Source organism: Marinicrinis sediminis (genome assembly GCF_042685085.1).
Taxonomy (GTDB): domain Bacteria; phylum Bacillota; class Bacilli; order Paenibacillales; family KCTC-33676; genus Marinicrinis; species Marinicrinis sediminis.
On the sequence record NZ_JBHUMM010000007.1, the window covers coordinates 148,791 to 173,991 of the forward strand.

The 25,201-nt window shown below is 50.8% G+C and carries 22 protein-coding genes; 6 read left to right on the forward strand and 16 right to left on the reverse strand.

The window, feature by feature from the left end; translation table 11 throughout:
• Window positions 1-47: 47 nt before the first annotated feature.
• Window positions 48-1,559 carry an HD domain-containing phosphohydrolase gene (locus ACFSUC_RS04695; protein WP_379928328.1) on the reverse strand — a complete coding sequence of 504 codons (1,512 nt, stop codon included), beginning with the start codon at window positions 1,557-1,559 and terminating at the stop codon, window positions 48-50.
• Window positions 1,560-1,789: 230 nt separating this feature from the next.
• On the reverse strand, window positions 1,790-4,807 hold the full coding sequence (locus tag ACFSUC_RS04700) for an efflux RND transporter permease subunit (protein WP_379928329.1): 3,018 nt from the start codon (window positions 4,805-4,807) through the stop codon (window positions 1,790-1,792).
• A 201-nt stretch (window positions 4,808-5,008) separates the two neighbouring features.
• Here ACFSUC_RS04700 and ACFSUC_RS04705 point away from each other — a divergent pair, with 201 nt between their 5' ends.
• Complete coding sequence (locus tag ACFSUC_RS04705; RefSeq protein WP_379928330.1) at window positions 5,009-5,257, forward strand: YuzF family protein; 249 nt, start codon at window positions 5,009-5,011, stop codon at window positions 5,255-5,257.
• 230 nt (window positions 5,258-5,487) lie between these two features.
• Window positions 5,488-6,384, forward strand: a complete 897-nt coding sequence (locus tag ACFSUC_RS04710) for a manganese catalase family protein (protein WP_379928331.1) — start codon at window positions 5,488-5,490, stop codon at window positions 6,382-6,384.
• Window positions 6,385-6,390: 6 nt separating this feature from the next.
• On the opposite strand, the gene ACFSUC_RS04715 is transcribed toward ACFSUC_RS04710, so the two are convergent.
• The 5 genes from ACFSUC_RS04715 to ACFSUC_RS04735 form a co-directional block, all read right to left on the reverse strand.
• Window positions 6,391-8,094, reverse strand: coding sequence for a glycoside hydrolase family 13 protein (locus tag ACFSUC_RS04715; protein ID WP_379928332.1), 1,704 nt, complete (start codon window positions 8,092-8,094; stop codon window positions 6,391-6,393).
• Between the two features lie 17 nt (window positions 8,095-8,111).
• Window positions 8,112-9,110 (reverse strand): aldo/keto reductase, encoded by a 999-nt coding sequence (locus ACFSUC_RS04720; RefSeq protein ID WP_379928333.1) that lies wholly within the window; start codon window positions 9,108-9,110, stop codon window positions 8,112-8,114.
• Window positions 9,111-9,132: 22 nt separating this feature from the next.
• Window positions 9,133-10,152: a PfkB family carbohydrate kinase gene (locus tag ACFSUC_RS04725; protein ID WP_379928334.1), complete on the reverse strand. Its 1,020-nt coding sequence runs from the start codon at window positions 10,150-10,152 to the stop codon at window positions 9,133-9,135.
• A complete protein-coding gene (locus ACFSUC_RS04730) occupies window positions 10,149-10,817 on the reverse strand; it encodes a bifunctional 2-keto-4-hydroxyglutarate aldolase/2-keto-3-deoxy-6-phosphogluconate aldolase (RefSeq protein WP_379928335.1) in 669 nt (222 codons plus the stop codon). The genes ACFSUC_RS04725 and ACFSUC_RS04730 overlap by 4 nt, the downstream gene beginning before the upstream one ends.
• Before the next feature lie 207 nt (window positions 10,818-11,024).
• The gene (locus ACFSUC_RS04735; protein WP_379928336.1) at window positions 11,025-11,645 is read right to left on the reverse strand and encodes a helix-turn-helix domain-containing protein; all 621 of its coding nucleotides are present in this window, start codon (window positions 11,643-11,645) and stop codon (window positions 11,025-11,027) included.
• Between the two features lie 165 nt (window positions 11,646-11,810).
• On the opposite strand from ACFSUC_RS04735, the gene ACFSUC_RS04740 reads away from it, so the two are divergent.
• The 3 genes from ACFSUC_RS04740 to ACFSUC_RS04750 all read left to right on the forward strand — a co-directional run bounded on the left by ACFSUC_RS04740 (window position 11,811) and on the right by ACFSUC_RS04750 (window position 13,577).
• Complete coding sequence (locus ACFSUC_RS04740; protein WP_379928337.1) at window positions 11,811-12,251, forward strand: MarR family winged helix-turn-helix transcriptional regulator; 441 nt, start codon at window positions 11,811-11,813, stop codon at window positions 12,249-12,251.
• Window positions 12,252-12,322: 71 nt separating this feature from the next.
• Entirely contained in the window at window positions 12,323-13,033 is a 711-nt protein-coding gene (locus ACFSUC_RS04745; RefSeq protein ID WP_379928338.1) for an SDR family NAD(P)-dependent oxidoreductase, read from the forward strand.
• A 25-nt stretch (window positions 13,034-13,058) separates the two neighbouring features.
• Window positions 13,059-13,577: an NAD(P)H-dependent oxidoreductase gene (locus tag ACFSUC_RS04750; protein ID WP_379928339.1), complete on the forward strand. Its 519-nt coding sequence runs from the start codon at window positions 13,059-13,061 to the stop codon at window positions 13,575-13,577.
• Window positions 13,578-13,733: 156 nt separating this feature from the next.
• Here the strand turns inward: ACFSUC_RS04750 and ACFSUC_RS04755 are convergent, their stop codons facing one another.
• Window positions 13,734-14,531, reverse strand: a complete 798-nt coding sequence (locus ACFSUC_RS04755) for a formate/nitrite transporter family protein (protein WP_379928340.1) — start codon at window positions 14,529-14,531, stop codon at window positions 13,734-13,736.
• A 160-nt stretch (window positions 14,532-14,691) separates the two neighbouring features.
• Window positions 14,692-15,366, reverse strand: a complete 675-nt coding sequence (locus tag ACFSUC_RS04760) for a GntR family transcriptional regulator (protein WP_379928341.1) — start codon at window positions 15,364-15,366, stop codon at window positions 14,692-14,694.
• Window positions 15,367-15,566: 200 nt separating this feature from the next.
• On the opposite strand from ACFSUC_RS04760, the gene ACFSUC_RS04765 reads away from it, so the two are divergent.
• On the forward strand, window positions 15,567-16,856 hold the full coding sequence (locus tag ACFSUC_RS04765; protein WP_379928342.1) for a glycosyl hydrolase family 18 protein: 1,290 nt from the start codon (window positions 15,567-15,569) through the stop codon (window positions 16,854-16,856).
• A gap of 39 nt (window positions 16,857-16,895) precedes the next feature.
• Here the strand turns inward: ACFSUC_RS04765 and cydC are convergent, their stop codons facing one another.
• From cydC to ACFSUC_RS04800, 7 genes are all read right to left on the reverse strand, one after another.
• The gene (cydC, locus tag ACFSUC_RS04770) at window positions 16,896-18,812 is read right to left on the reverse strand and encodes a thiol reductant ABC exporter subunit CydC (protein WP_379928343.1); all 1,917 of its coding nucleotides are present in this window, start codon (window positions 18,810-18,812) and stop codon (window positions 16,896-16,898) included.
• 131 nt (window positions 18,813-18,943) lie between these two features.
• Entirely contained in the window at window positions 18,944-20,683 is a 1,740-nt protein-coding gene (gene cydD, locus ACFSUC_RS04775; RefSeq protein WP_379928344.1) for a thiol reductant ABC exporter subunit CydD, read from the reverse strand.
• 2 nt (window positions 20,684-20,685) lie between these two features.
• Complete coding sequence (gene cydB / locus ACFSUC_RS04780) at window positions 20,686-21,702, reverse strand: cytochrome d ubiquinol oxidase subunit II (RefSeq protein ID WP_379928345.1); 1,017 nt, start codon at window positions 21,700-21,702, stop codon at window positions 20,686-20,688.
• Window positions 21,703-21,929: 227 nt separating this feature from the next.
• Window positions 21,930-23,333: a cytochrome ubiquinol oxidase subunit I gene (locus tag ACFSUC_RS04785; RefSeq protein ID WP_379928346.1), complete on the reverse strand. Its 1,404-nt coding sequence runs from the start codon at window positions 23,331-23,333 to the stop codon at window positions 21,930-21,932.
• Window positions 23,334-23,637: 304 nt separating this feature from the next.
• Entirely contained in the window at window positions 23,638-24,360 is a 723-nt protein-coding gene (locus ACFSUC_RS04790) for a class I SAM-dependent methyltransferase (protein ID WP_379928347.1), read from the reverse strand.
• Between the two features lie 94 nt (window positions 24,361-24,454).
• Window positions 24,455-24,688, reverse strand: coding sequence for a cold-shock protein (locus ACFSUC_RS04795; RefSeq protein ID WP_379928348.1), 234 nt, complete (start codon window positions 24,686-24,688; stop codon window positions 24,455-24,457).
• A 209-nt stretch (window positions 24,689-24,897) separates the two neighbouring features.
• Window positions 24,898-25,098 (reverse strand): cold-shock protein, encoded by a 201-nt coding sequence (locus ACFSUC_RS04800; protein WP_379928349.1) that lies wholly within the window; start codon window positions 25,096-25,098, stop codon window positions 24,898-24,900.
• Window positions 25,099-25,201 lie beyond the last annotated feature (103 nt).

Here is a 25,201-nt window from a genome sequence, read left to right on the forward strand (position 1 = left end):
TTAAGCTCACGTCATGCTCCTGCTTGATCGTATGTTGCTACTGGTTGCTATAAAACAAAGGACTGTTCTTCCAGTTTCTTACGCATTTCCTGGACGAACCTGGGTGCAAATACCGGGTCCCACTGCGTTCCGCTGCCCTGCTCAATGATGTCCAGCGCCCGCTGCATCGACATGCCTTTACGGTAAGGTCGATCGGACGTCATCGCATCAAAAGCGTCTGCAATGGCAATAATCCGTCCGAAAAGCGGAATGTCCTCGCCTTTTAAGCCGTCCGGATATCCAAAACCATCATAGCGCTCGTGATGTGAACGTACCCCCGGCAGCAGGTCGGCCATCGCCTCTTGCGGGTGAACCTGCTTTAATATGTCTTCTCCAAGTGCGGGATGCAGCTTGATCTGCTCGTACTCTTCCTCTGTCAGCTTGCCATCCTTGAGAAGGACGGAATCCCGGATGCCGATTTTACCGATATCATGCAGGAGTGCAGAGCGCTTTAGCCGCTCTATCTGCATATCGGACATGCGCTGCATGTGACCAATCATGACTGAAAACTGGGCAACCCGCTGGGAATGACCCGCCGTATAACGGTCACGTGCATCGAGTGCAGCAGCGAGTGTGGAGATGTAGCTTTCTACCAGCTGCTGGTTTTGCAGGTTTCGATCCTTGATAGAATCGACCATATGGTTGAATCCCGTTACCAGACGGGAAAATTCATCAGAGTAGAGATCTGGCACCTTCTGTTCCAGATTCCCATCCTGTACTTGCTTCATGGCATGATAAAGCTGTCCGATAGGATGCTGCACATCACGGGTCAGCAGCCAGGAGCCGAAGAAGGAAAAGGTGATGCCGATAATGAGCATGAGCAGGGTCCACATCCAAAACGTAGCCGCGGTGGAGATCCCCATATCCGCCAATCGGAATTGCACCGCCAGACTAAAGAGCAGCAAGGGGATGGTTCCGACCAGGAAGGCTCCCAGCTGGAATTTTTTCTCCATGCTTACGAGCACTTTCCCCTCCAGGGTCAGCTCCTGCTGATGTTCATGAACGCCCAGTATGCGGACCTGCTGAATGAGCGGGCGAATGCTGCGCGTCGTTAAATAAAACTCCACCAGCGCATGCATCGCAGCGATCAGTACGGCACCGCCAAAGGCAAACGCAAGATACGAATAAGGGATATTCAATCGATCGAAATAAATGAGTAGCGCGGAAAGGGAAAAGGCAGGAATGGACATGCCAAGAAAATGCGGGCCAAAGATTCGGAAAATGGACAGCAGTGGCATGCGATGAATATGGACATACGCTTCCTTCAACTGCTGCCATGAAGGGTTAGACTGGACAAAAACGTCCTTGATCGGTTTCAAATGTTTTCGGAAAAACCACAATTCCATCGTGACCATCACGGTACACGAGATCATCATCAGAAAAAACAAATAAATAAATTCTGAAGCCGCAATGCGGGCGCTGAAAAAAATAAACGCCCCTCCGAGCAAAATGACGGCGATGGAAGAGCCGACCAAATAATTTTTGACAACCTGTCTGACAAAGGAATGATAGTGTATCATGTTGACCCTCATTTCATGTTGCGATGAATGACACCTTACAAACTTCTCTCTTTTTTTGGCTTTCCCTTCTTTTCCGCCCCTCAGCCTGCAAGAAAAATGTCCGGGGATGCAAAAAGCGCCATGGCTCTGCCTGTTGCAGAAGCCATGACGCGATGCAGATGTTCTGATTCTACTAATTTCGATTTCGTAAATGTTGCATGAGCTGTGCTTATTCGGGTTGCTACAATGGCTTACACACTGTGTGTTTCGCCATTTGCGAGCGCGGCTTGCGCCTTGCGTTGTTTTTTCGACTTGCGGAAGTACAGCCCTTCATAAACGACGGGAACGATGATCAAAGTTAGCGCCGTGGCTGTCGTCAATCCGCCGATGACGACGATCGCCAGAGATTGGGAAACGATGTTGCCCATTTCCGTTTTCATGAACAATAGCGGCATCATCGCACAAATGGTTGCAATCGCGGTCATGAGGATCGGCCTCATTCTGGTCGTTGCAGCCTCCAGAACGGCATCCCGAATCGTCATGGTCTCTTCATTATGTCTCACCCGATCGATCAGTACGATGGCATTGGTGACTACGATACCAATCAGCATCAGTACCCCGAAGGCTGCTGTAAAGTCCGGATTGATCCCGGTAATGATCAGACCCAGGACGGCCCCGATAAAGGCGAGCGGAAGCGAGAACATGATAGCCAGAGGTGCCCGAATGGTTTTGAAGGTCATGACCATCACCAGATAAACGATCGCAATCGACAATAACATCGTAACGAACAGATCCATCAAATCTTGCATCTGGTCAGCAGACGCTCCACCTACGACAATTTCGAGGTCTTCGGCTACTTCCATGTCATTGACGATCTTGTTCATATCTGCTCCAACCACAGACAGCTGTTCGGCTACGGCTGACGCACTGACACGAATATAGTCTTTGCCGTCCTTGTGGTAACGAACGGTGGCTTCCTCTGTCTCCTCAAAGCTGGCCACGGAGGTAATCGGTACGAGACCTTGCTCGGTCTGAATCTGCATGGAGGTCAAGTCTTGCTGGCTGCTCGGCTTGACGATCGCATCAACCAATACTTGCGCCTCTGCATCTTCCAGCTGAATGCTGCCAATCGGGACCGGGTTCAGCATCATTTGCAACTGCATGGCAATCTGTTGCGCATTGGCAGCCGTCGGGTCCACATTGAAGTAGAAGACCGGTTTGGTCGCATCCATATTGCTTGATACTTTCTCCACATGCTCGACTTCTCTGATCTTCTGCACAAGTTCCGCTGCAGCAGCCCTGCGCTCCTCTTCTGTTCCGCCCAACAGGTCGATGTTGATGTTGGTAGAAGTCGAGCCCATCATGCTCAACTGGCCTACAGAGAGCTGGGCATTTTCATAATTGGGTTTCTGGTTTTCAATAAGATCGATGACAGCCTGCGCATCGCCATCTTCCTCCATGACCATCGTCAGCGTCACGTTGGTCGGGGAATCGACTTCTCCCCACTGTGCCAGCTCAGCGTTATTGCCCTGCTCCATCAATACATATTTGACGCCTTCCTGCCCTTGAAGCAGTGCGGCAAATTCCTGTCCCTTGGCGATCACCGTGTCAATAGGGGTATCGCTCTCAAATTCCATGCCTGCGGTCATAAAGGTAGCATCCGACGCATCGAGTGCCCCTTTCGGCATGGCTGCATACGCCCAGATCGATCCGACAAACAAGGCGACGGACAGGACAAGCGGCAGCCACTTGTGATCCAGGTTCCATTTCAAAAATGAAGCAAATCGTTTGGATGGCTGATGTTCCTTCAGCTTGCTGTTTTTAAGCAACCAGGCACTCATAATCGGTACCACGGTCAAGGCAACCAGCAAGGAGGCCAGCAGGGAATAAGATACGGTCAGGGCGAAAGGCAACAGGAAGTCCTGCAACGATCCGCGCAACAGACCCATTGGCAGAAACACCACAACTGTCGTAATGGTAGAGGACGTAATGGCTCCAGCCACTTCCCTGGTAGCGTTCAGAATCAGTTCTTTGGACAATGCTTCCTTCTGCATGCGCCTGAAAATATTCTCAATGACGACGATACTGTCATCAACGAGCCTTCCGACTGCAACCGCCACCCCGCCAAGGGTAATGATATTCAATGTGACGCCCGACAGGGACAACAGATATAGCGTAATGCCGAGCGACAACGGAATCGATACGGCTGTAATCAGCGTCGCTTTGAAATTGCGCAGGAACAGCAGGATGACAATCGTGGCAAACAACGCACCCAGCAATACTTCCTGCATCATATGATTAACAGAGCTTTGAATGGTATCTGAGGTATTCATCAGCATGTTGAAATCTGCGCCCTCAATGTCCCCGTTCAACTCTTCCAATCGCTGCTCTACCGCATGTCCTACAGCTACCTGGTTGGCGTTGGCTTCCTTGGAAACCATCATGAACAGGATGTCATTTCCGTTCAATTGGCTGATGGATTCCTGTCCGCTGGTCGTACGAACGTTTGCAACGTCCTCCAGCACCACCCCTGGAACAAGCGGCAGTTTCTTCAGCGTGGACAGATCCTGAACCTCGGCCTGTACCTTGACATTTCCACTCATTCCATCAATATTCTGTTCGCCGATTGCCACCGATACCTCTTTGCCCTCCAGCACACTGTAGATAGCCTGCACTGGGATTTGCAATTCAGTGAGCTTTTGCATGTTCGGCTCGATCATAATCTTGGGAGTGGTCTTCCCATACAGCACGACATTGCTGACCCCATCCAGCTTCTGAATCGCCGGCACAACGGTGTCCTCTACGCGCTTGACATTCTCATCGGTCAGTCCGCCTTCAAAGGCCAGCGTAATCTGAGCGACAGGAATCATGCTCGTGTTGAGCTGCAAGACGAAAGGGTTCATGACCCCTTCAGGGAACTGCAAGCTCGCAATCGCTTCCTGCACTTCGGCCTTGGCATCTTTCATATTGGTCTTGGAATCGAAATTCATGTTGATTTGCGAGAATCCATCTCCGGTTTGAGAGAACATTCCACTCTTTCCCTTTACCGATAGAACGGCCTCTTCAATCGGAGTTGTCACTTGCTGCTCCATTGTTCGTGCATCCTTGGACGGACCGATCGTAGTAATCGTAACCTGTGGATTGTCTGCCTCTGGCAGCAGTTCCATCGGCAAGGTCGCGTAACTGAAAATCCCCACCACAAGCGATAACGCCACGATCAGCATGACGGCCGCCTTATTGCCAAATGCCCACCTTGTAAACCATGTCATTGTTTCTCTTCCCCTTCCATATGTACCCATCTTTTTCCTTGATCTATCCTTATTATATCGGGTGAAAGTCATGATGAGACGTGGAGAGAGTCATAACCTCGGCATGACTTTGGTCATATCCTGCAACTCGCCGTCCATTCACGTTGCCGAGGCGTCTGCATAAAATAGGCTGAACCCCATCTTCAGAGGAGGAACTACCCGATGTATAATCAACCCGCGACCTCTACTTATCAACCCCCTGTTCAGCCCATCTCACTGGTCGATCCCTATGTGTATCAAACCTTGCTGACCGTAAAAGGAAAATCGATTGTGGTGGACACGGTGCGCGGCTCCATACGCGGAACGCTGGCAGAGGTGCAGCCTGATCACATTGTGCTGCAGGAACCGAAAGGCACCTCGACTTTTTTTGTTCGCATCGCGCAAATCGTTTGGGTCATGCCGGAAACCTGAAAGACGCTCCGTTCTTAACTGTGTGTCTGTCTGAATGTCTAGGGGATGTCTGTCTAAAAGTCTATCTGTGAAAAGTCTATCAGACTGGTTGTCTGCTTGCGGCCCTGGTTCAGTACCCCGCCGGATCAGGGTTCTCCCTTTCCTTCTCCTCGTGCTCTTCTAATCACACATAATCGACAACCCCTCCTCCATACATATAAACAGGATGACTGACAACAGGAGGCTGAAACATGATCAAAAGATCGAACCGACTGCTCATTGAGCTGCCGGAATCGAAATATGCCGATGCCAACGCAGCAGCGGCTGTTCAGGAGCTGCTCGGTGGCCAATTCGGGGAAATGTCCACGCTGAACAACTATATGTATCAATCGTTTAATTTCAGGGAAAAGCAGAAGTTGAAGCCGTTCTATGACCTGGTCTCCAGCATTACGGCGGAAGAATTCGGTCATGTGGAGCTCGTTTCCCATACCATTAATCAGTGTCTGACAGGCACGACCTATCCGAACCCGCCAGACAACACGCCGCTCAGAGACGGGCTAGACAAACGCAATACGTATCACTTCATCGCCTCGGCGCAGACATCTCTTCCGTTCGATTCCATGGGAAAATCATGGTCAGGGGACAACGTGTTCAATAGTGGCAATCTCATTTTGGATTTGCTGCACAACTTTTTTCTGGAATGCGGGGCGCGAACACATAAAATGCGGGTCTATGAGATGACCAATCATCCGGTAGCCCGTGAAATGATCGGGTATTTGCTGGTGCGTGGCGGGGTACATGTGGTGGCCTATGCCAAGGCGCTGGAAATCGCGACAGGTGTCAATATCACGAAGCTGGTCCCGATACCAAATCTCGACAATGCCAAATTTGACATGGCCAGAAAATATGAGGCACAGGGCGTTCATCGCAAGCTGTATACGTTTAGTGATCAGGATTACCAGGATATTAAATACATATGGAAGGGAACACATCCCGAAGACGGGCAGCCCCTTGAGGTCATACAAGGTACACCACAAGGAGGCCCGATTCCAGAACTTGACGATCTGCCCGAGGAGTTCGCCCCGGGCATCTCGCAGGAGGACTTTATGGAGATTGCCAAGCGTCTGCAGCGAGAAGCCGGCTTTTAGCGTCCATTAGGGCTGCAACCGATAGACCGCAGCCTCATACGGGGAAAAGATCATGTTTTGCAGATTCGCTGGTGTCTGCTTATCTTGATCAGAGTCGTGATAGTTATCATCGTTGCCCAGCAATTTCTCCCATCCCCCATGCGGAAGATAATCGGGAAGCTGGAACCTTGCTTCCTGCTCTGTGAAGTTCAAGATGATGAGATATGTGCCCTGCTCGTCCTTTCTAACATAAGCGAACAGCTGCTCATCCTCTTCCAGCAGGTTTTCGAAGGAACCATACACGAGGGTAAGGTGTTCTTTTCGCAGTTGAATCAGCTGCTGATAGTAGGCGAAGATCGAACGGTCAGCGACCCTGTCCTGCTCCACGTTAATAGAGGCATAGTTCGGATTCACCTTGAGCCATGGGGAGCCCGTCGTAAACCCGGCATGCTCGCTCGCATCCCACTGCATCGGTGTACGGCTGTTGTCGCGACTCTGCTGATGAATCTGCTCGAGCACCTGCCGTGGATCTTCACCGAGTTTCATGCGTGTATGATAATAATTGACGGACTCCAGGTCCTGATAATCCTCGATATCGGTAAAATGGACGTTGGTCATGCCAATTTCTTCACCCTGATAAATGTAGGGCGTACCTTGCATCGTCAGATTACATGTCGCCAGCATCTGAGCCGAAGCAATGCGGTACTGACCATCATTCCCAAACCGGGAAACGGTTCGGGGCTGATCATGGTTCATCCAGTACAAACTGTTCCATCCGCGACCATGCAGCTCAGTCTGCCACTTGGTCAACACCCGCTTCAATGTCGTCAATTTCCACGGAATGGTCTCAAACTTGTTGTCCGGACTGCGATCGACTTTCATATGCTCAAACTGGAAGAGCATCTGAAGCTCCTGTCGATCCTCTCCCACGTATTTCAGCGCCTCTTCCGGGCTCGTACCCGGGCACTCTCCAACCGTCAGGATATCATAATGCCGCAGCACCTTCTGATTCATTTCCTGCAAATATTCGTGTACGCGGGGGCCGTTGATAAAGGCGTCACCGCCGTTGGCGTATCCGTCATCCCCGACTGGCGCTGCGTCTTCAAACTGAGGGGGCTTGGAGATCATATTGATGACATCCATACGGAAGCCGTCAATACCTTTGTCCAGCCACCACTTCATCATGCTGTAAATGTCCAGTCTGACCTCTTCCTGCTCCCAGTTCAGGTCAGGCTGTTTTTTGGAAAACAGATGAAGGTAGTATTCATCAGTCTGCTCATCCAGCTCCCAGACCGATCCACTGAAGAAGGATCGCCAGTTGTTCGGAGGCTGCTTGCCATCAGCCGGACGCCAGACGTAATAATCCCGGTAAAGACTGTCCTTGGAAGCGCGGGCTTCGACAAACCACGGATGTTCGTCCGATGTATGATTCACAACGAGATCCATAATGAGCTTCATACCGCGCTGATGCATCTGCGCCAGTAATTGCTCCCAGTCTGCCATCGTTCCGAAATCTTCCATGATGCTGTAATAATCACTGATATCATAACCATTGTCATCGTTCGGAGAGCGATATACTGGATTCAGCCAGATGATGTCGGCTCCGAGTGACTGGATGTAATCCAGCTTCTCGATGACACCCTGCAAGTCGCCAATCCCGTCCCCGTTGCTGTCATAGAAGCTGCGCGGATATACTTGATAGACGATACCTTCCTTCCACCATTTACGCATACCGTATCCTCCTGTTCTTACTCCAGATGCAAGCCGGATTTCTCTACCATTGCATTAAGCTGGTTCATTTGTTCTGCTGTCAATGCCCACTCCACTGCCTTCGCATTTGACACCATTTGTTCCGGTGTCTGTGCCCCGCAAATGACCGAGGTTACCGCATCCTGCTGAATCAGCCAGTTCATCGCCACCTGATTGAGCGGCTTGCCGATTTCATCCGAAAATGCCTTGAGCTCTTCTACCAGCTCATAATAAGCATCAAAACGATCCCCGCTCAGCTTCGGATTGTTTGCTCTCACGTCTTGATCACTGAAGTTGTTCGTACGGGTAAAGCTGCCGGTCAAAAGGCCCTGGAATAATGGACTGTATGGCAGAAACGCCATGCCTTCCTTTTCACACAATGGAAGAATTTCGTCCGCTGCCCGGTACCCGAGCGGAATCGTGTGATATTCCGATGGATTGCGTTCAATCATATTGTACAAGCCCTGGAAAGAAGCCACTTCTGCATACTGCATCGCTTCCTTCGTCAGAGCCAGGCTGAAATTGGAAACGCCGATATATTTAATCTTTCCACTCTTCTGAACCTCATTCAGGGCCAACATGGTCTCCTGAATCGGCGTGTTCGGGTCTGGCCAATGAATCTGATAGAGATCGATGTAATCGGTCTGCAGTCTTTCGAGACTGTCGTCAATCTCCTTCATGATGCTCTCTTTCGTCAGGTTGTTCGTCACTCGATTCTCCGCATCCCAGACGAGCCCTACCTTGGAGGCAATGATGACGTCGGCCCGATTTACATTGCGCTCTTTCAGTGCCTGACCGAGCACTTTCTCAGCATGACCAAGTCCATACACAGGGGCCACATCAAAAAAGTTAATCCCCAGATCCAGCGCTTGATGAATCGTCTGAATCGACATACTGTCGTCATAATCATCCCACTGATTCTCACCCGAAAACGCCCAGCAACCCAGGCCAACTGCAGAAATATTCAAATCCATTGCACGTACTTTTTTCATTTTCATTCTCATTCACTCCCCATTTATATTATCTTTTTACAACGCCATACCGTTCTCCTGCCATAAAATCCTGAATTTCGTTCACGGATACCTGATTGGCATCTCCTTCAATCGAATGCTTCATCGCCGCAGCTGCAACTGCGAACTCGATACAAGGCTGTGGTTCCATACCCTGCTGCTTGGCATAAATATATCCTGCCGCAAAGGCATCCCCTGCACCTACGCGGTCCACAATCTCAAAATCATACAGGGCTGATTCCCTGATCTCACCATTTTGCAGGCTGTATCCGCTTAACTGGTTACGTGCCGCAGAAATCGGATTCCTAAGTGTGGACAGATAGACTTTGCCGGTACCATACCGCTGTTCCATTTGCTGCAAACCTCTTCTGATCGCTTCCGCACGCTTCGCATAAGGCTGATTGGGCAAAAGCTGCTCGCCCATACCCTGAATCAAGTCTTGGTCCAACCCGATGATTGTGTCTGCATCCGGAATCAGTGGACGCATGACCCGATCTGCCTCTTCCCGGCTCCATAATGCAGCACGGTAATTCAGATCCAGACTGATCGGAATATGACGCCGCTTCGCTTCCTTGATCGCCTCCTGGAGACTGGTCAACTGACCAACCGCTGGCGTAATGCCCGTGACATGCAGCCAGTTTGCATCAGCCAGCGCTTCCTTCCAGTCAAAATCATCTGTCCGGGCCGCTGCAAATGAGGAACCCGACCGATCATATACCACTTTGGGAGACCGTAAGGTAGAGGCCCCTCTTTCCATAAAGTAGAGCCCCATCCGCGGGCCGCCCCTCGCAATATGCCGTGTACAAACGCCATACTGCTGCAAATAGCGAATCGCTCCGTCTCCGACCCAGTGATCAGGAAGCTTGGTTACATAGCGAACCGGCAAGCCCCATTGTCCAAGACTGACCGCCAGATTGGACTCCGCACCGCCAAAAAACATATCCAACGAATCGGCTTGAGAAAATCGCAGCCGTCCAGGGGGCAAGAGCCGAATGAGCATCTCACCAAAGGTTACGACGTATTGGCTCATCCCGCCTCACCTGACCCGTTCATCTGCTCCCGTGTCTCTCTCACTCTGTTCACAAACTGAGCTGCCAGCTTCGCAATCGTACCATAATCGCCCTGGCGCCCGCTCTTCGTCAGCTCGCTTCCTGCACCTATAGCCGCACTGCCTGCTCTCACCCAGGCTTCGATCTGCTCCAGACCAATCCCACCTGTAGGCATGAGTGTGGCCTGGGGCAACGGCCCCTTTACGGACCGGATGAACGATGGATCAAACTGATTGCTAGGAAACAGCTTGATCAGATCAACGCCCGCTTCCATCGCCTGGATCATTTCCTTGATCGTCATGCAACCCGCCATATAAGGCACCTGATAGCGATTGCACAATCTGGCTGTTTCTGCATCGAAGGCCGGACTGACAATATACTGGGCTCCTGACAAGATCGCGATTCTGGCTGTTTCTGCATCCAGTACCGTTCCCGCTCCGATCGTAATGGCAGGGTGCTGCTGCTTTCCTCTCAGTTTCTCGATCAATTGTTCCGCCTTCGGCACGGTAAACGTGACCTCTATGGACTGAATGCCTCCTTCCAGGCAAGCGGCGGTCATCGACTCCGCCACTTCAGCTCTGCTTTCCCGAATAATGGCGACGATCCCACTGTCCATGATGCTGTTGTATACGTGTATTTTGTTCATGCTGCTCCACCTGACTTTCCTTTAGCTTCATGTGGTCATGTTATACTTGTATACTAGCATACAAGTATAAAGTCGTGCAATGGCTTTTCCTGCCCGAAGCGTACCTGATTTTCTCAAATACGCCTCCCCTGCACACGTACATGAAGGCGGGCAGCCTGTAAGTTCCGAGACGGTAACGGAGGTAGGTTCCGTAATGGAAAAAGAGCGTCAGGACGGATCATCACCTGCCTCCTCACTTGCCTTGTCCGCCTCTGCTTCAGGAAATATGATCGTGGTGACCGATCGTCTCCGCCGATCCGCTCTGGGCTTGTTCTGTGCAGCACGCTCGATCAGCTCCCGCATCTGCCGGATAAGCTGCTCATTCTCCGCATCGGACAACCAAAGCGGTACCTGGCGATAAGTGACGCCGTCTTTCATCAGTTGCGCAGAACTCTGATGCACATATTCGCCAAAATCAGCCATTACGTGGGTCGCAAATTTCATAAACAACGCGAAATGCTCTTCTGAGGACACCTTTTCCAGTGCTTGCAGCGTAAGCGGGGACTGATGCTCAGGCAGCATAAAAATTCGCTCCAGCGTCCCGCGCTTTCTGATCTGTTCGGTCACGGTAATGAGGTGGGCCTGCTCCAGCACTTGTATGTGGCGGTACAAGGTCGCTTGGGATACGTCATCCAATCGTTCCAGCAGCTGTTTCGCTGTCAATTGAGCTCCATCCACCAAGGCCTGAATAATCCGCATCCGTACAGGATGCAAAATGAGCTTTTCCAGTCTTTCCGGTCTATCTGATCTATTTGGCTTTTCCGACTGTTTCCCCGCATGTGTATCCATGTGTACCACCTGTCCAAAAATCTAGTATTGTGCCTTGCACTTCCCGCTATTATACCAAAATGTCCCGTCTGTCGTTAGCAAGTTGACCGTTGCCGATTTGTGTGCTAATTTGTATATACAAATGATGATGACCCGAGCAGAATGATTAGTAAAGGATGGGATGACATGACAGAAGAAGAAAGTGTGTTGATGAACTGCCTGTTCTTCACAACCAATCGGTTTGCACGCAACATTACCAAAATGGCCGATCAGATGTTTGACTTTGATGATCTCGCTCCTTCTTATCTGTACATGATCTTTGTCATCCATTTTCACCCGAAACTTACACAAAAGGATCTATGTCAAAGGCTGTCGATTGCTCCTTCTACCAGTACCCGATTCATCGATAAGCTGGAAAAGAAAAAGCTGGTCACGCGTCATGTGATCGGCAAAGAAACCGCCATTTCCTTGACGGATGAAGGAGAGCGCATGTATGAGCAGTTTAGACAAGCCTTGAAGAGCTTTTTTGACGCTTATGCGGCCTCCATCGGTCGTGAATTCAGCCTGGAGCTCAGTAAAATGCTGCATGAAGCGAGTGTGAAACTGGAGACAGACAGAGACATCTAATTTTTTTTAACCTTAATTTGTATGTACAAATATAAATCAAAATTTCCCCATAGGGGACAGGAGGAATCCGAATGAAAGACAAAACGATGCTGATTATCGGGGCTGGACCTGGCATCAGTCTACACACAGCCAGAAAGTTTGGGAAAGCGGGATATAAGATTGCCCTTGTTGCGCGCTCCATCGAAACGCTCCAGCGCTATGAAGAAGAGCTGGCCGCGCAGGGAATCATGGCCAAGACTTCTGTAGGGGATGCCTCGCAAGCATCCAGCCTACGCGGGGCCATTGATCGGGTGATTGGTGCATTTGGACGTATCGATGTACTGCTCTACAATGCTGCTGCGGGAACGCCGGGTATGCCGACCCAAGTGGAGGTATCTGATCTGCTGCATGATTTTCAGATCAGTGTGGGAGGGGCACTGACAAGTGTACAGGCGGTTGTTCCGCATATGAAGGAAGGGGCCATTCTGCTGACGGGCGGAGGTCTGGCCTTGCAGCCACATGCTTCGTATTCGTCGCTGGCCATTAGCAAAGCCGGTTTGCGCAGTCTCTCCTACAGTCTGCATCAGGAACTGCAACCTGTGGGTATCTATGTGGGCACCTTAACCGTAAATGGATTCGTACAAGAAGGAAGCGGTTTGACAGCCAACCATGCCGCCGAAGCCTTTTATCGCATGTCGCAGGAACGTACCGATATCGAAGTGATACTTAAAGCTGAAATGCTTGAAGCCAAATCACTGGAAACTGAAATGCTTGAAAATAAAATACTGGAAACTAAAAAATAATCCGATCTGAAAGGTGAGATTCCCTATGAAGACACAGGTCATCGTTGCACACCCCCATTTGGAAAACTCAAAAATAAACAAGGCATGGATGGAGCGACTAAAACAGGAGGAAAATATGACGGTTCATGATCTGTACGGCGCTTATCCGACCGGAAGGATTGACAAAGAACAAGAGCAGACACGTTTGCTGGCTCACGAGCGAGTGGTCTTTCAGTTTCCGCTTTATTGGTACAGCAGCCCCTCCCTGCTGAAGGAATGGCAGGATGTCGTGCTGGAGTACGGCTGGGCTTACGGAGCCAAAGGCGACAAGCTGCATGGAAAAACATTCATGCTGGCCATTTCCACCGGTGGTCCGGCGCCCGCTTACCAGGCCGGCGGATATAATCAGTACAGTATAAGTGAACTGACCAAGCCTTTCCAGGCTATGGCAAACTTGACTGGCATGAAGTTTCGCCCTTCATTCGTACTGCACGGCGTACATCCCCTGACGGACGAGCAGATTCAGGAAAGCGCTGAAGACCTAGTACGCACCTTGCAAGATTGAGCGCATTCATCCTGAATTAGCCGGTATCATACAAAATTGAGCTTGTTCATCCTAATTCAATCTGTACCATGCAAAACGCCTCCTGGCCAGATACACAGGAGGCGTTCTTTGTCAGGACCTGTCACAATACGGGATCAAGCCCCACGAGAGGGGTGATCAGGCATCGGGAGAAGGTTCCGATTTTTTGCGGTTGATAAAGGCATATACGGCACCCATGAAGAGTCCGCCCCCAACGAGGTTGCCCAGAGTAACCGGAATAATATTGTGAACAAAGCCGGCCATCGAGATCTTGTCCGGATGCTCCGATACGAGCGCAATCGCGAACGAGGCCATATTGGCAATGCTATGTTCGTACCCGGAGATGAAGAATCCGAACACGTACAGCATCATGGTAAACATCTTCGCCCCGTCTCCCTGCTGAGTCATCGGAATGAAGAAAGCCAGACAGACCATCCAGTTACAAAGGATGCCCCGAAAAAAAAGTTCCATCGTCGGAGCCGTCATTTTCTTGGCTACAATCACCATCAGCATCGAGTCCGCATCGGCATGCGCAAACAAGCCTGCCGCCAAAATTAAAAAAGCAAATAAAAATGCGCCAATGAGATTCCCTGTGTAGCTGAACAGCCACAGTTTGATCGCATCGATCCAGGAGCTTCTCTTGCGCAGAGCTGCATACGTAAAATAAAAGGTGTTACCCGTAAACAAGTCCCCGCCCCCGTAAGCAATCAGGATAATCGCGCCACCAAATGTAAAGGCGGCAAGCGGATACGCCCAAGGGGAATGCACCTGATAAAATAAATCTCCTGTCGTAAAGGCCACCACAACTCCCATGCCGATAAACATGCTTGCGATGATGGCTCTCAGCATAAATTGAGGCCAGCTGGTGTTCAGAATCTTTCTCTTCTTCAGAGCCAGCTCTTCTACCTGTAGCAGTGCGCTCTCCAAATTATTCATGGCTCTCAAACTCCCTCTATATATTTGTCTCTACTTAAACTATCACATTTCCAGGACGGAAGATGTGACAATCGTCATTGCTACAAAAATCAACAAGCCGCTATTCCCCTTAGCAGGAACAGACGGCTTGCCTTTTAAGCAATATGGCGTTGTTTTCTCGTTACACGGATGGACTGAAATAGGTAGGGTACGCTTCCTTCAATTTCTCCTGATCAATCTGAACGGTATTCAGATGCTTTTGCACGAGCTGTTCAGCCAGTTCCATATCATGCAGCTCAATCGCCCGGGCAATCTGCTGATGCTCGCCAACTACCTGCACCCAGTCCAGGCTGGTGGTGTACTGTAGCATACGCAGACGGTTCAAGTGAGCATCCATGGAATAAATCAGTTTCCATATTCTATGCTTCCCACATCCAATGAAAATCCATTCATGGAATTCTCCATCCAGCTCATAAAGCTTCTTCATATCTTTGGTTTTGGCGTAGATTTCCTGCATCGCCAGGTTGGAGTGAATCTCATGCAGGATGGCCTCAGGAATCCGCTCGGCAGCTTCACGGATTACGGCTCGCTCCAGCTGCTCTCTCATGAATCTGGCTTCTTCCACAAGAGATAAATCAATGCGGGAAATGGTGGTTCCCTTCTGCGGATAAATTTCAACCAGTTCTTCCTGGGACAAGCGAATGAGCGCTTCCCGAATCGGGGTGCGACTGACTTTCAGAGACTCCGCCATTTCATTCTCACTGATGGTCATGCCAGGCGCCAGGCTCAAATCGATTATTTTTTCTTTCAGTATATTGTATACCGTATCTCTCGTGGATGTTTTGACAGACTTCATGACCGGGAACCTCCCATAATGGTGTACTTCTATACTAGTTCACCCCAACTGGAATTTCAATCCGTTTTATGGAAGGACAGGATTTCTCATCTCTTTTTATAATAGACATTCACCCAGTATGCCCTTCATGCATACGCTAATCGAAAGAGATCGTGGACATGAAACGACGCTCAGAATGAAACGGAAATGAGGAGAGAAGCATGCAGATTCATGTGATTCAGCCAGGTCAAACGTTGTTCGGTCTGGCACAGGCATACGGCGTATCGATCGCACAAATTGCCGAGGCCAATGACATTCAGGCTGATCAGACGCTGGTCGTCGGACAGGCACTCGTCCTGCCCATCACCGGCTCCTATTACTGGGTTCAGTCGGGGGACAGCTGGTATACCCTCTCACAGAAATTCGGCATCCCGTATCCCACGCTTGCCGCTGTGAACCAGATCAGTGTCAGCCAGCCGCTGCAAATCGGGACCCGCCTGTATATACCGCCCGCCAACAAGCGCCCGGCAGAGTTCAATGCCTATATCGAACCGCGTGGCGAGAGCGTCTCCAGCGACCTGCTTCAGGCAGCCAGGGAGGCAGCTCCCCACCTGACCTATCTCGCCCCGTTCAGTTTCCAGATTCAACGGGACGGCTCCCTGAAGGCTCCGCCGCTGACCGGCTTATCCCAGATCGCTGCGAATCAGCAGGTAACCCTGATGATGGTCGTTACTAATCTCGAAGGGGATCAGTTCAGCAATGAGCTGGGCCGTATCATCCTAAACAGCGAAGAGCTGCAGAATCGATTGCTCGATCAAATCTTGCGCACAGCCAGGCAGCTCGGATTCCGGGATATCCATTTTGACATGGAATTTCTGCGACCCGCAGACAAAGAAGCCTACAACCGCTTCTTACGCAAGGCTGCAGACCGCATCCATCAGGAGGGCTATTTGATTTCCACTGCACTGGCTCCCAAAACCAGCGCGCAGCAGACCGGGGAGTGGTATACCGCTCACGACTACCGCGCCCATGGCGAAATCGTGGATTTTGTGGTCATTATGACATACGAGTGGGGATACAGCGGGGGTCCTCCCATGCCCGTGTCGCCCATCGGGCCGGTTCGTCAGGTGTTGGAATATGCCCTCACCGAAATGCCCGGCTCGAAAATCATGATGGGGCAAAATCTGTATGGATATGACTGGACGCTGCCGTATGTGCCGGGCGGTCCGTACGCCAAAGCGCTCAGCCCGCAGGCTGCCATCGCGCTTGCACGCAAGGAAAACAGCGCCATCCAGTATGATTACAAGGCCCAGGCGCCGTTCTTCCGTTATATCGATGATGAGGGAAAAGGACATATCGTATGGTTTGAGGATGCCAGATCGATTCTCGCCAAGTTCAAGCTGCTAAAAGAGCTCGGTCTCAGAGGGGTGAGCTACTGGAAGCTTGGCCTGGATTTTCCGCAGAACTGGCTGCTCATCGAAGATCAATTCAACGTCGTCAAGCGTTCATAGCCCGCCATTCAGAGCGGTTCCCCTGTCCACCCGCATTCATCAAGTTCGCAGGGAGGAGGCAGGGGTATTTCCGCTGGATGAGGCGGACAGGCCGGAGTCGGCAGGCCAGTGCAGCTGCGTCTGTCTCTGCTTCCACAGTTGTGCATATTTGCCGTTTCTGGTCAGCAGCACATCCTCGGTTCCGTGCTCTTCCACGCGACCTTTATTCATCACCCAGATCTGATCCATCTCTCTCAATCCCGTCAGGCGATGCGTGACCCAAACAACTGTTTTATCCCGGAGTACCGATTTCATGCTGTTGTAAAAGGCGCGTTCCGTGATCGGGTCCAGTCCAGTCGTCGGTTCGTCAAAGCATACGATGCGGGCATCCTTCAGGAGCGTTCTGGCCAGAGATAGACGCTGCTGCTCTCCTCCTGAAAATCGCGTTCCCCATTCTCCGACAATCGTCTCGTAGCCTTGCGGCAAGGCAGCAATCGTGTCATGGATCAGTGCCTGACGAGCTGCTTCCTCAAGTTCCGCCTGCGTGGCATCCGGTTTAGCCAACCGCAAATTATCGGCAATCGAGGCATGGAACAAATACGGATTTTGCGGCATATACGCGATGCCTTCTCTCACATTTTCCTCTGTGATCTGGTGAATATCCATGCCATTCAGCCTGATCTCTCCCTGTTCATGCTGACGGAGCTTGAGCAGCAGCTGCAACAGGGTACTCTTGCCCGAGCCGCTTTCGCCTACGATCGCCACATGCGCCCCTTCCGGAATGGTCATCGACACCTGCTGCAATGCCGGACAGCTTTGCTGCGGATAGGCGTACGTCACTTCTGTCAGTTCAAAAGCGGTTTGCGAAGAACGTTCAGAATCAGGCAACTCTGAATGCACAGACGGAGAATATGGATCATCAGAGCGCCGAACAGCCTGCTGATCTATTGTCTGATCTGTTATCTGATCTGTTTGCTGATCCGTTAACGGTGCACGATCTTCCTGCCCTTTATCGGCAAATGCGTTCCCCTTCGCCAAACGCAGCAGACGGCGACCTGCTGCAACGGTCTGATCCCATTCCATAAAGGCCAGCGGGAGCGGCATGATGGCTTCAAAGCAAGCCAGGGCAACCAGGGTAATCGTCGGAAGGGCGATCCCCCCGATTTCCCCACTGGCTGTCAACGGAATAGCCAATAGCAGGGTTAGCCACATCGCGATGTGACTGACACCGAACATGAGGCCCGAGCTGACACTGCTGATGCCGCCCATTTTACGCTGAACGCGGGAGAGTTCTTCTTGTGTTGCCTCCAGCTGATTCAGCTTGTCATCCAGTTTGCCGTAGGCAGTCAGTTCCCCCATTCCCGCAATCAGGTCGGAGGTTTCCGTATAGAGCTCTGACCGAACCGCCACATGGCGATCCCCCCATTGCCGGGTAGCCCGGCGATTCCACCACGGAATGGCGATCCCGGCGAGCGTCATCATCGCAAGCAGTACCAGGCCTAATGTAAGGTCATAGCTTCCCAGAATGACAAATCCCAACAACGCGGTCAGCACCGCAATGACAGGCGGAGACAACACTCTCAAATATACGTTTTGCATCTGATCAACATCATTCATGACGGAATTCAATACATCTCCACTGCGATGCTCCTCCAGCAACCGTACGGCATGAGGCTCCATCCCGGTATACAGCCACACGCGAAGTCTGGCCAAAATACGAAAGGTGAGATCGTGAGAGGCCAGACGCTCCAGATAACGAAAGACGCCCCTGCTCAATCCGAAGAAACGCACCCCGACAATCGGCATCCAGAGCAGCAAGACCGTTTCCGGTTGCAGCGCAGCCGATGCAATCAGGTAGCCGGAGGTGCCCATCAAGCCAACATTCGTTCCTACGGTGAGAAAACCAAACAGCACAGACAGTGCCACCAGCCACTTATGAGGGAAGATAAAGCGAAGCAGTTCCCTGATGATATTCATTTGTCCTCCCCCTCTCCAAGTTTGCGCTCGTTCCCGCACCCTTCCATCTATCCTGCAAATGATTTTTCCTTCTACTCTTCCATCTATTTTTCAATCCAATCTTCCATCTATGTGTTTGCGGACAGCCGCCTTCAATGCGCAGCCCCTTCCATATGCTCAGCCTGGAGCATGGAGGCATACAATCCTTGCTGCTGGAGCAAGGTCTCGTGCGTCCCGGTTTCGACCACTTCGCCATCCTGCAGCACCAGCAGATGATCGGCCTCTCTCGTCACCGCAAGTCGGTGAGCAACCGTAATGGCCGTACGCGCAGCCAACAGCGGATTTAAGGTATGCTGAATCATCTGCTCGGTTTCCACATCAAGCTGAGCGGTCGCCTCGTCGAACAGCCATACCGGGGACGGCTTCAGCAACGCTCTGGCGATCGCAATCCGCTGTACCTGGCCTCCGCTCAGACGTACGGATTCATCCATGATCGTTTCCAGCCCCTCAGGGAGCGTCGCAACCAGCTGATCCAGTCTGGCGTCTCGGCATGCATCCTGCACTTCGGTGGCGGTAGCCTGTGCATGTCCGATCGTCAGATTATCCTGCAAGGTGCCGTGAAACAAATGCACCCGCTGGGCCACAGGCGCGAGCTGTTCCCGCCACCATTGGATCGACAGCTCCGCCAAATCCACGCCCTCTATGAGAATCCGTCCAGATGTCGGCTTCAGGTACCCCATTAACAGCTCCAGCAGGGTGCTTTTGCCTGAACCGGTCGGACCGGCAATCGCCAGCCAGTGTCCCTGTTCGAGTCGAAAGGATACATTTTTCAGCACGTCCTGCTCCGAATCCGGATAACGGAAACTCACCTGATCAAATTCAATCGCATAGCCCTTTTTCTGTGCTGGCAACTGTTTGCTGCCTCCGTCTTCCTCCGTCCATCCGAGCGGCTTCGTATCCAGAATCTCGAAAATGCGTTTGGCCGCCGAGATGCCGTTCATCGCGGCATGGTATTGCGTGCCCAATTGCCGAATCGGCGCATAGAAATCCGGGGCAAGCAGCAAAATCAGAAAGGCACTGCGAAAGTCCATCTCGCCCGAAATGAGACGCAGACCTAAAAATACGGCGATGATTGCCGTACTCAGCGTGGCAAACAGCTCCATCACGAAAGCAGAAAGGAACGCAACCCGCAGCGTTCCCATCGTAGTCTTGCGATAGCGTTCACTGACTCCGCGAATGATTTCGATTTGAGCCTTACTGCGATTGTAGAGCTTCAGCGTCGTCAATCCCTTGAGAATGTCCATGAAATGACCGCCAAGCAGTCCAAGTGTTCGCCATTGACGATCGGTCATCGCCTTGGCGCCGATGCCAATCAGAATCATGAACAGGATCAGCAAGGGCAGGGTCACAATAAATACCGCCGTCGTGACCAGATCAAGCCCCAGCACTGTGATGCCAATGGCGAACGGAATGATCATGGAATAGGCGGCTTGCGGAATATATTTGGCCAGATACGCATCCAGATGCTCGATTCCGGCATATACCGTATGAATCAGTTCCCCGCTGCGCTCCCGCTTCATATAATGGGGGCCCAGCTTCGCGAGATGCCGTACGAGCCGGCTTCGCAAATCTTGCTTGATGCGAATGGTCATCGCGCTGGCCGCCCACTCTCCGGCAGTCTGTATCATCATACGCAGGACCAGCCACAACAAGAGCAGCCAGAGCAGTGGAAGCAGCGCCTGGAGATCCTTTTCCTGCAAGAAGGCGCCATCGATGATGGCGGCCAGAGTCGTCGCTTGCAGCAGGATGAACAGGCCCGTAAGAATGCCAAAGCCGATACTGATGACAAGCAGCTTGCGCGCTGAACCAATCTGCTTAAACAATCCTTTCATAATCAGTAATCCAAATGATCACTTTCCGTGACCCGTTTACGGAACACCCAGTACGTCCAGGCCTGATAAGCCAGTACAAAAGGTACGGTCGTCAGCGCAACGATCGTCATCACCTTGAGGGAATATTGGCCCGAAGCTGCGTTGTATATGGTGAGATTCCATTCCGGATTCAGCGAGCTGATCATGACGCGCGGGAACAGATCCATAAATACCGTAATGGTAGACAGCGCGATCGTAATCCCGGTCATCACAAAAGCCCAGCCGAACCGCTTGGACTTGATCAGAAAATGCACGGACAACAACGCGAATCCTGCCAAAATCGGAATCGCACCAGGACTAATCCCGTCTCTTGTAAACATGTCTGTTTCGACATAGCTAAGCACGATGAACAGCAATAGCAGGGCAGATGTCCACGCTCCGGCTTTCATCGCCACTTTGTGCGCTTTCTCCTTCAGTTCCCCTTCTGTTTTCAAGGAAAGGAACAGCGCGCCATGCAAGATGAACAGCAGTACGATGCTGATGCCCGCTGTTACGGAATATATACTGATCAGATCCCAGAAGCTGCCTACATAGTTCATACTCTCGTCAATCGGCACGCCCCGCATCAGATTCGCAAGGGCAACCCCCCACAGTAGCGGAGGCAGCAGACTGCCAACGAAAATAACCCAGTCCCAAGTCGCTCTCCAGCGCTTGCTCTCCAGCTTGCTGCGGAATTCAAAGGCCACACCCCGTCCGATCAAGGCCAGCAGCATCAGGAACAACGCCATGTAAAATCCGCTAAACAAAGTTGCGTACCAGTGGGGAAATGCGGCAAACATCGCGCCCCCCGCCGTAATAAACCACACTTCATTACCATCCCAAAATGGGCCAATGGTATTGATAATGATTCTGCGATCGATATCCTTTTTACCCAGGAACGGCATCAGCATACCCACGCCAAAATCAAAACCTTCCAGAAAGAAAAAGCCGACAAACAATACCGTAATCAATATAAACCATACGACCTCAAGCTCGATCATAATCCAGTTTCGCCTCCTCTATTGTCCCTCGCTCACGTGTCCATCGCGATTCCATCGCTTTTCTATTGTGTTTCTATCGCGTGTCCAGCGTGGTTCTCTGCCATCTCTTTTTCTCTCTTTTTCTTTTTCTTTCTCTCTATCTCTATCTCTGTCTCTATTCCGAGCTATATATCTTAGCTCTCTACTCCTATCCGATCACCTGACAGCTTTGATAGCCCTATGATTCCTCAGAGCGCTCCCGCTTGCGTCGCATCGCGGTCAGGATGATGAGGCACATGGCCAGCATGCACATCCGCATCCGGGCCTATCTTGATAAAATGAACAAATAAATAGACCAGTGCAGCTGCCAAGATGCCATAGATAACGGTAAAACCGATCAGGGATGTCAGAACCATACCGGCGGATACCGTCGGGGATACCCCGTCACTGGTCTTCTGAAGGCCAAACACAACCCAAGGCTGTCTGCCTACTTCCGTCATAATCCATCCCGCTGAATTCGCGATATATGGCAGAGCAATAGCTGGGACCATCCATTTCAGATAACGAACCTTGCCCTCCAGACGATTGCGCAGCATCAGAATCGTACCGATCAGACTGAGCAGGATGATCAGCATGCCTGCACCCACCATGATGCGGAAGCTCCAGAACGTCGTTTTAACCGGTGGAATATAATTGCCAGGTCCATATTTCGCCTCATATTCCGCTTGCAGATCATTCATCCCTTTTACGCTGCCTTCGAATTTATTGTAGGCCAGCATACTGAGAGCGCCTGGAATGTCAACCTGAAAACCATTCTCCCCTTTTTCCGTATCAATAGAGGCAAACACGGTCCAAGGTGCCGGATCTTCACTCGTATCCCAAAGGGCTTCGGATGCGGCCATCTTCATCGGCTGGGATTCCATCAAATGCTGTGCCTGCTCATGACCGGTGAAGGCAACCAGAACACTGGCAATCAAAGTCACGACGATCGCGATGGAGAAGGAAGGCCTGAATATTTCTACTTGCTGCTTGCGTGCCAGCTTGTAGGCACTGATCCCGGCTACGAACATGCCGCCCGTCGTCAAAGCCGCTACAATGACATGGGGAAATTCAACCCATAGCTGCGGGTTGGTCAGCAAGTCTCCAAAACTCGTCATCTCGGCCCGCCCATTACGGATCGTATAACCCGTCGGCTCCTGCATGAATGAATTCGCGGTCAAAATCCAGAACGCAGATATCGACGTCCCCACGAAAACAAGCCAAATGGAAGCCAGATGAATTTTCTTCGGCAGACGATCCCAACCGAAGATCCAGATTCCGATAAAGGTCGATTCCAGGAAAAAGGCAACCAGCGCTTCAACCGCCAGCGGGCCACCGAACACATCTCCCACATAGCGGGAGTAATCCGACCAGTTCATGCCAAACTGAAACTCCTGCATAATCCCGGTCACGACGCCCACGGCAAAGTTAAGTAAAAACAATTTCCCCCAGAACTGCACCATCCGTTTATAATTGTCGTCATTGCTCATCACGTATTTGGTCTGCATAAGGGCAATCAGAAATACCATCCCGATGGTCAACGGGACAAACAAAAAGTGATACACCGTTGTAATCCCAAATTGCCAGCGTGCCAAATCCAAGCTTTCAAACACATCCAACACTCCTTTTCAGCTGCATGCTGTCTTCATTTTCATATTTGTTGTCACTCGTTCAACTCATCCCATGTGGACTTTCTGATATTATAAAAAAGCCCCTACATCCGCGATGTAACATTTATCACATTTTGGGGAGAGTGAGCGGAAAATCTATGAAGACAGTCACATTTCTGCAACAAAAAAAACATCGATCCTCCCGTAAATTCATACGGTACAGATCGATGCATGAGGGTGAAAGATATGATTTTGTCCACGCTAATCCGTTGATATCTTGCAATGAATATGGATCAGATGAGGATGCTCAGTTCGAAACCGGGCAATAGGCAGTCAGGCGAATCAGATCATGCTGGAACCGGATATCCCGATCTTCTCTCACCTCTTCGACTTCATGCGGCGAAGTGCTTAGCTCCATAATCCGCCAGTCTTTAAATTGCTGTTTCATCTTTTCCATCGTATCGCTTGTAGACATGTTCAATTCAAGAGAAGGCTCTAACGGTTCTCCGGTTTCCGCGTCCTTTTCCCGAACATGCGTATTCACGACCACAGAGATCAAGCCACCAGGCTTGACTGCCTCTGCCAGCTGCAACAGTGCCTGCTGGAATCGCTCAACTGATGAGACATGCTCCAGACAGCCGTGAGCGACGATCACATCATAGGATTGAGGGGGAATACGAATATATTCGATGTCTCCCTTTTTTACCGTGATAACATCCTCAACCTGATATTGTCTGCTGTAGGATTCCAGTTTGGAAAGGGCATCTTCAAGTACGTCTACACCCGTAACCTTCCCGCCTCGCGGTCCAATGATCTTCGCCATCGGGATACTGTTGCGTCCAATTCCACAGCCAAGATCGAGTACGCGAAGTGAAGCAGCCTGTGTATGACGGGTCATCTGCCGCAATTCTTCCATCAACTGCTCATCTGGCTTCTCCAGCCAGGTCCCTTGCTCAAACAGCTCATATTCCTCATACATCTGTTGATGTCTAGCCTGTTCTTCCGTCCGTTTCTCTGTAAAGGTCTCCATCCGAAACGCCTCCTTCAGTAACCTGCTTTTTCTTAGATTACCCGTTTAGGAGGCAGATGTAACAGAGAAGATGAAAAGCGTGATGTCTGGCTCTTTACTTCCCAATCTGAATGCCTTTCTCAGATGACTTCTGGTTTTTGTTCGTATTCACGAGCACAGGCAGTTTCTTCACACTTTTCACAAGCGGTGTGTGGCACTGGCTGCATGTAGGTGCTGCTTCAAAGGAAAAGTTGTCGCGCATCCACTCATTACAGCCTTCCTCCGGACACGACCAGATCTGTGTGTCCTCTTCCACGATTTCTTCTGCAAACTTTTTTCGAACGTACATCGCATATACCCCCTGTCATGGATTACGGATTACGGCCTGTTTTCCATTCAAGCTGTGTGTTTCCTGATATTATATTCAAAGGATGAACCTTCACTTCCTATTTTATACAATCCAGTCCATTCATATGAACCCACCCTGCATGAGGTTAGGTTCTTCATGAAAAAATGCCCTTAACACGATGTTAAGGGCACTTTCCAAAACGCGTAAGCTTACAGCTTAACTACGTTCTCAGCTTGTGGTCCGCGATTTCCTTGAACGATGTTGAACTCAACACGTTGTCCTTCTTCAAGTGTTTTGAATCCGTCTCCGACGATTGCGCTGAAATGTACGAATACATCGTTGCCGCCTTCTACTTCGATAAATCCAAAACCTTTTTCTGCGTTAAACCATTTTACTGTTCCTGTTTCCATGAAAGAAAACCTCCACTACATTTTAAATTATATGATCTTCTTTATTGTTATAAAAAGCTTATAAAATAAAAAATTCACATATTGCTCAAGGTTAAATCAACGA

Bases quoted from the DNA above. Each gene is read 5' to 3' on its own strand.
- ACFSUC_RS04755 (WP_379928340.1), bottom strand. From the start codon at position 14,531: ATGAATAATTTGGAGAGCGCACTGCTACAGGTAGAAGAGCTGGCTCTG.
- ACFSUC_RS04795 (WP_379928348.1), bottom strand. From the start codon at position 24,688: ATGTACGTTCGAAAAAAGTTTGCAGAAGAAATCGTGGAAGAGGACACA.
- ACFSUC_RS04735 (WP_379928336.1), bottom strand. From the start codon at position 11,645: ATGGATACACATGCGGGGAAACAGTCGGAAAAGCCAAATAGATCAGAT.
- ACFSUC_RS04710 (WP_379928331.1), top strand. From the start codon at position 5,488: ATGATCAAAAGATCGAACCGACTGCTCATTGAGCTGCCGGAATCGAAA.
- ACFSUC_RS04790 (WP_379928347.1), bottom strand. From the start codon at position 24,360: ATGGAGACCTTTACAGAGAAACGGACGGAAGAACAGGCTAGACATCAA.
- ACFSUC_RS04715 (WP_379928332.1), bottom strand. From the start codon at position 8,094: ATGCGTAAATGGTGGAAGGAAGGTATCGTCTATCAAGTATATCCGCGC.
- ACFSUC_RS04765 (WP_379928342.1), top strand. From the start codon at position 15,567: ATGCAGATTCATGTGATTCAGCCAGGTCAAACGTTGTTCGGTCTGGCA.
- ACFSUC_RS04800 (WP_379928349.1), bottom strand. From the start codon at position 25,098: ATGGAAACAGGAACAGTAAAATGGTTTAACGCAGAAAAAGGTTTTGGA.
- ACFSUC_RS04750 (WP_379928339.1), top strand. From the start codon at position 13,059: ATGAAGACACAGGTCATCGTTGCACACCCCCATTTGGAAAACTCAAAA.
- cydB (WP_379928345.1), bottom strand. From the start codon at position 21,702: ATGATCGAGCTTGAGGTCGTATGGTTTATATTGATTACGGTATTGTTT.
- ACFSUC_RS04695 (WP_379928328.1), bottom strand. From the start codon at position 1,559: ATGATACACTATCATTCCTTTGTCAGACAGGTTGTCAAAAATTATTTG.
- ACFSUC_RS04705 (WP_379928330.1), top strand. From the start codon at position 5,009: ATGTATAATCAACCCGCGACCTCTACTTATCAACCCCCTGTTCAGCCC.
- ACFSUC_RS04730 (WP_379928335.1), bottom strand. From the start codon at position 10,817: ATGAACAAAATACACGTATACAACAGCATCATGGACAGTGGGATCGTC.
- cydC (WP_379928343.1), bottom strand. From the start codon at position 18,812: ATGAATATCATCAGGGAACTGCTTCGCTTTATCTTCCCTCATAAGTGG.
- ACFSUC_RS04740 (WP_379928337.1), top strand. From the start codon at position 11,811: ATGACAGAAGAAGAAAGTGTGTTGATGAACTGCCTGTTCTTCACAACC.
- cydD (WP_379928344.1), bottom strand. From the start codon at position 20,683: ATGAAAGGATTGTTTAAGCAGATTGGTTCAGCGCGCAAGCTGCTTGTC.
- ACFSUC_RS04700 (WP_379928329.1), bottom strand. From the start codon at position 4,807: ATGACATGGTTTACAAGGTGGGCATTTGGCAATAAGGCGGCCGTCATG.
- ACFSUC_RS04720 (WP_379928333.1), bottom strand. From the start codon at position 9,110: ATGAAAATGAAAAAAGTACGTGCAATGGATTTGAATATTTCTGCAGTT.
- ACFSUC_RS04725 (WP_379928334.1), bottom strand. From the start codon at position 10,152: ATGAGCCAATACGTCGTAACCTTTGGTGAGATGCTCATTCGGCTCTTG.
- ACFSUC_RS04745 (WP_379928338.1), top strand. From the start codon at position 12,323: ATGAAAGACAAAACGATGCTGATTATCGGGGCTGGACCTGGCATCAGT.
- ACFSUC_RS04760 (WP_379928341.1), bottom strand. From the start codon at position 15,366: ATGAAGTCTGTCAAAACATCCACGAGAGATACGGTATACAATATACTG.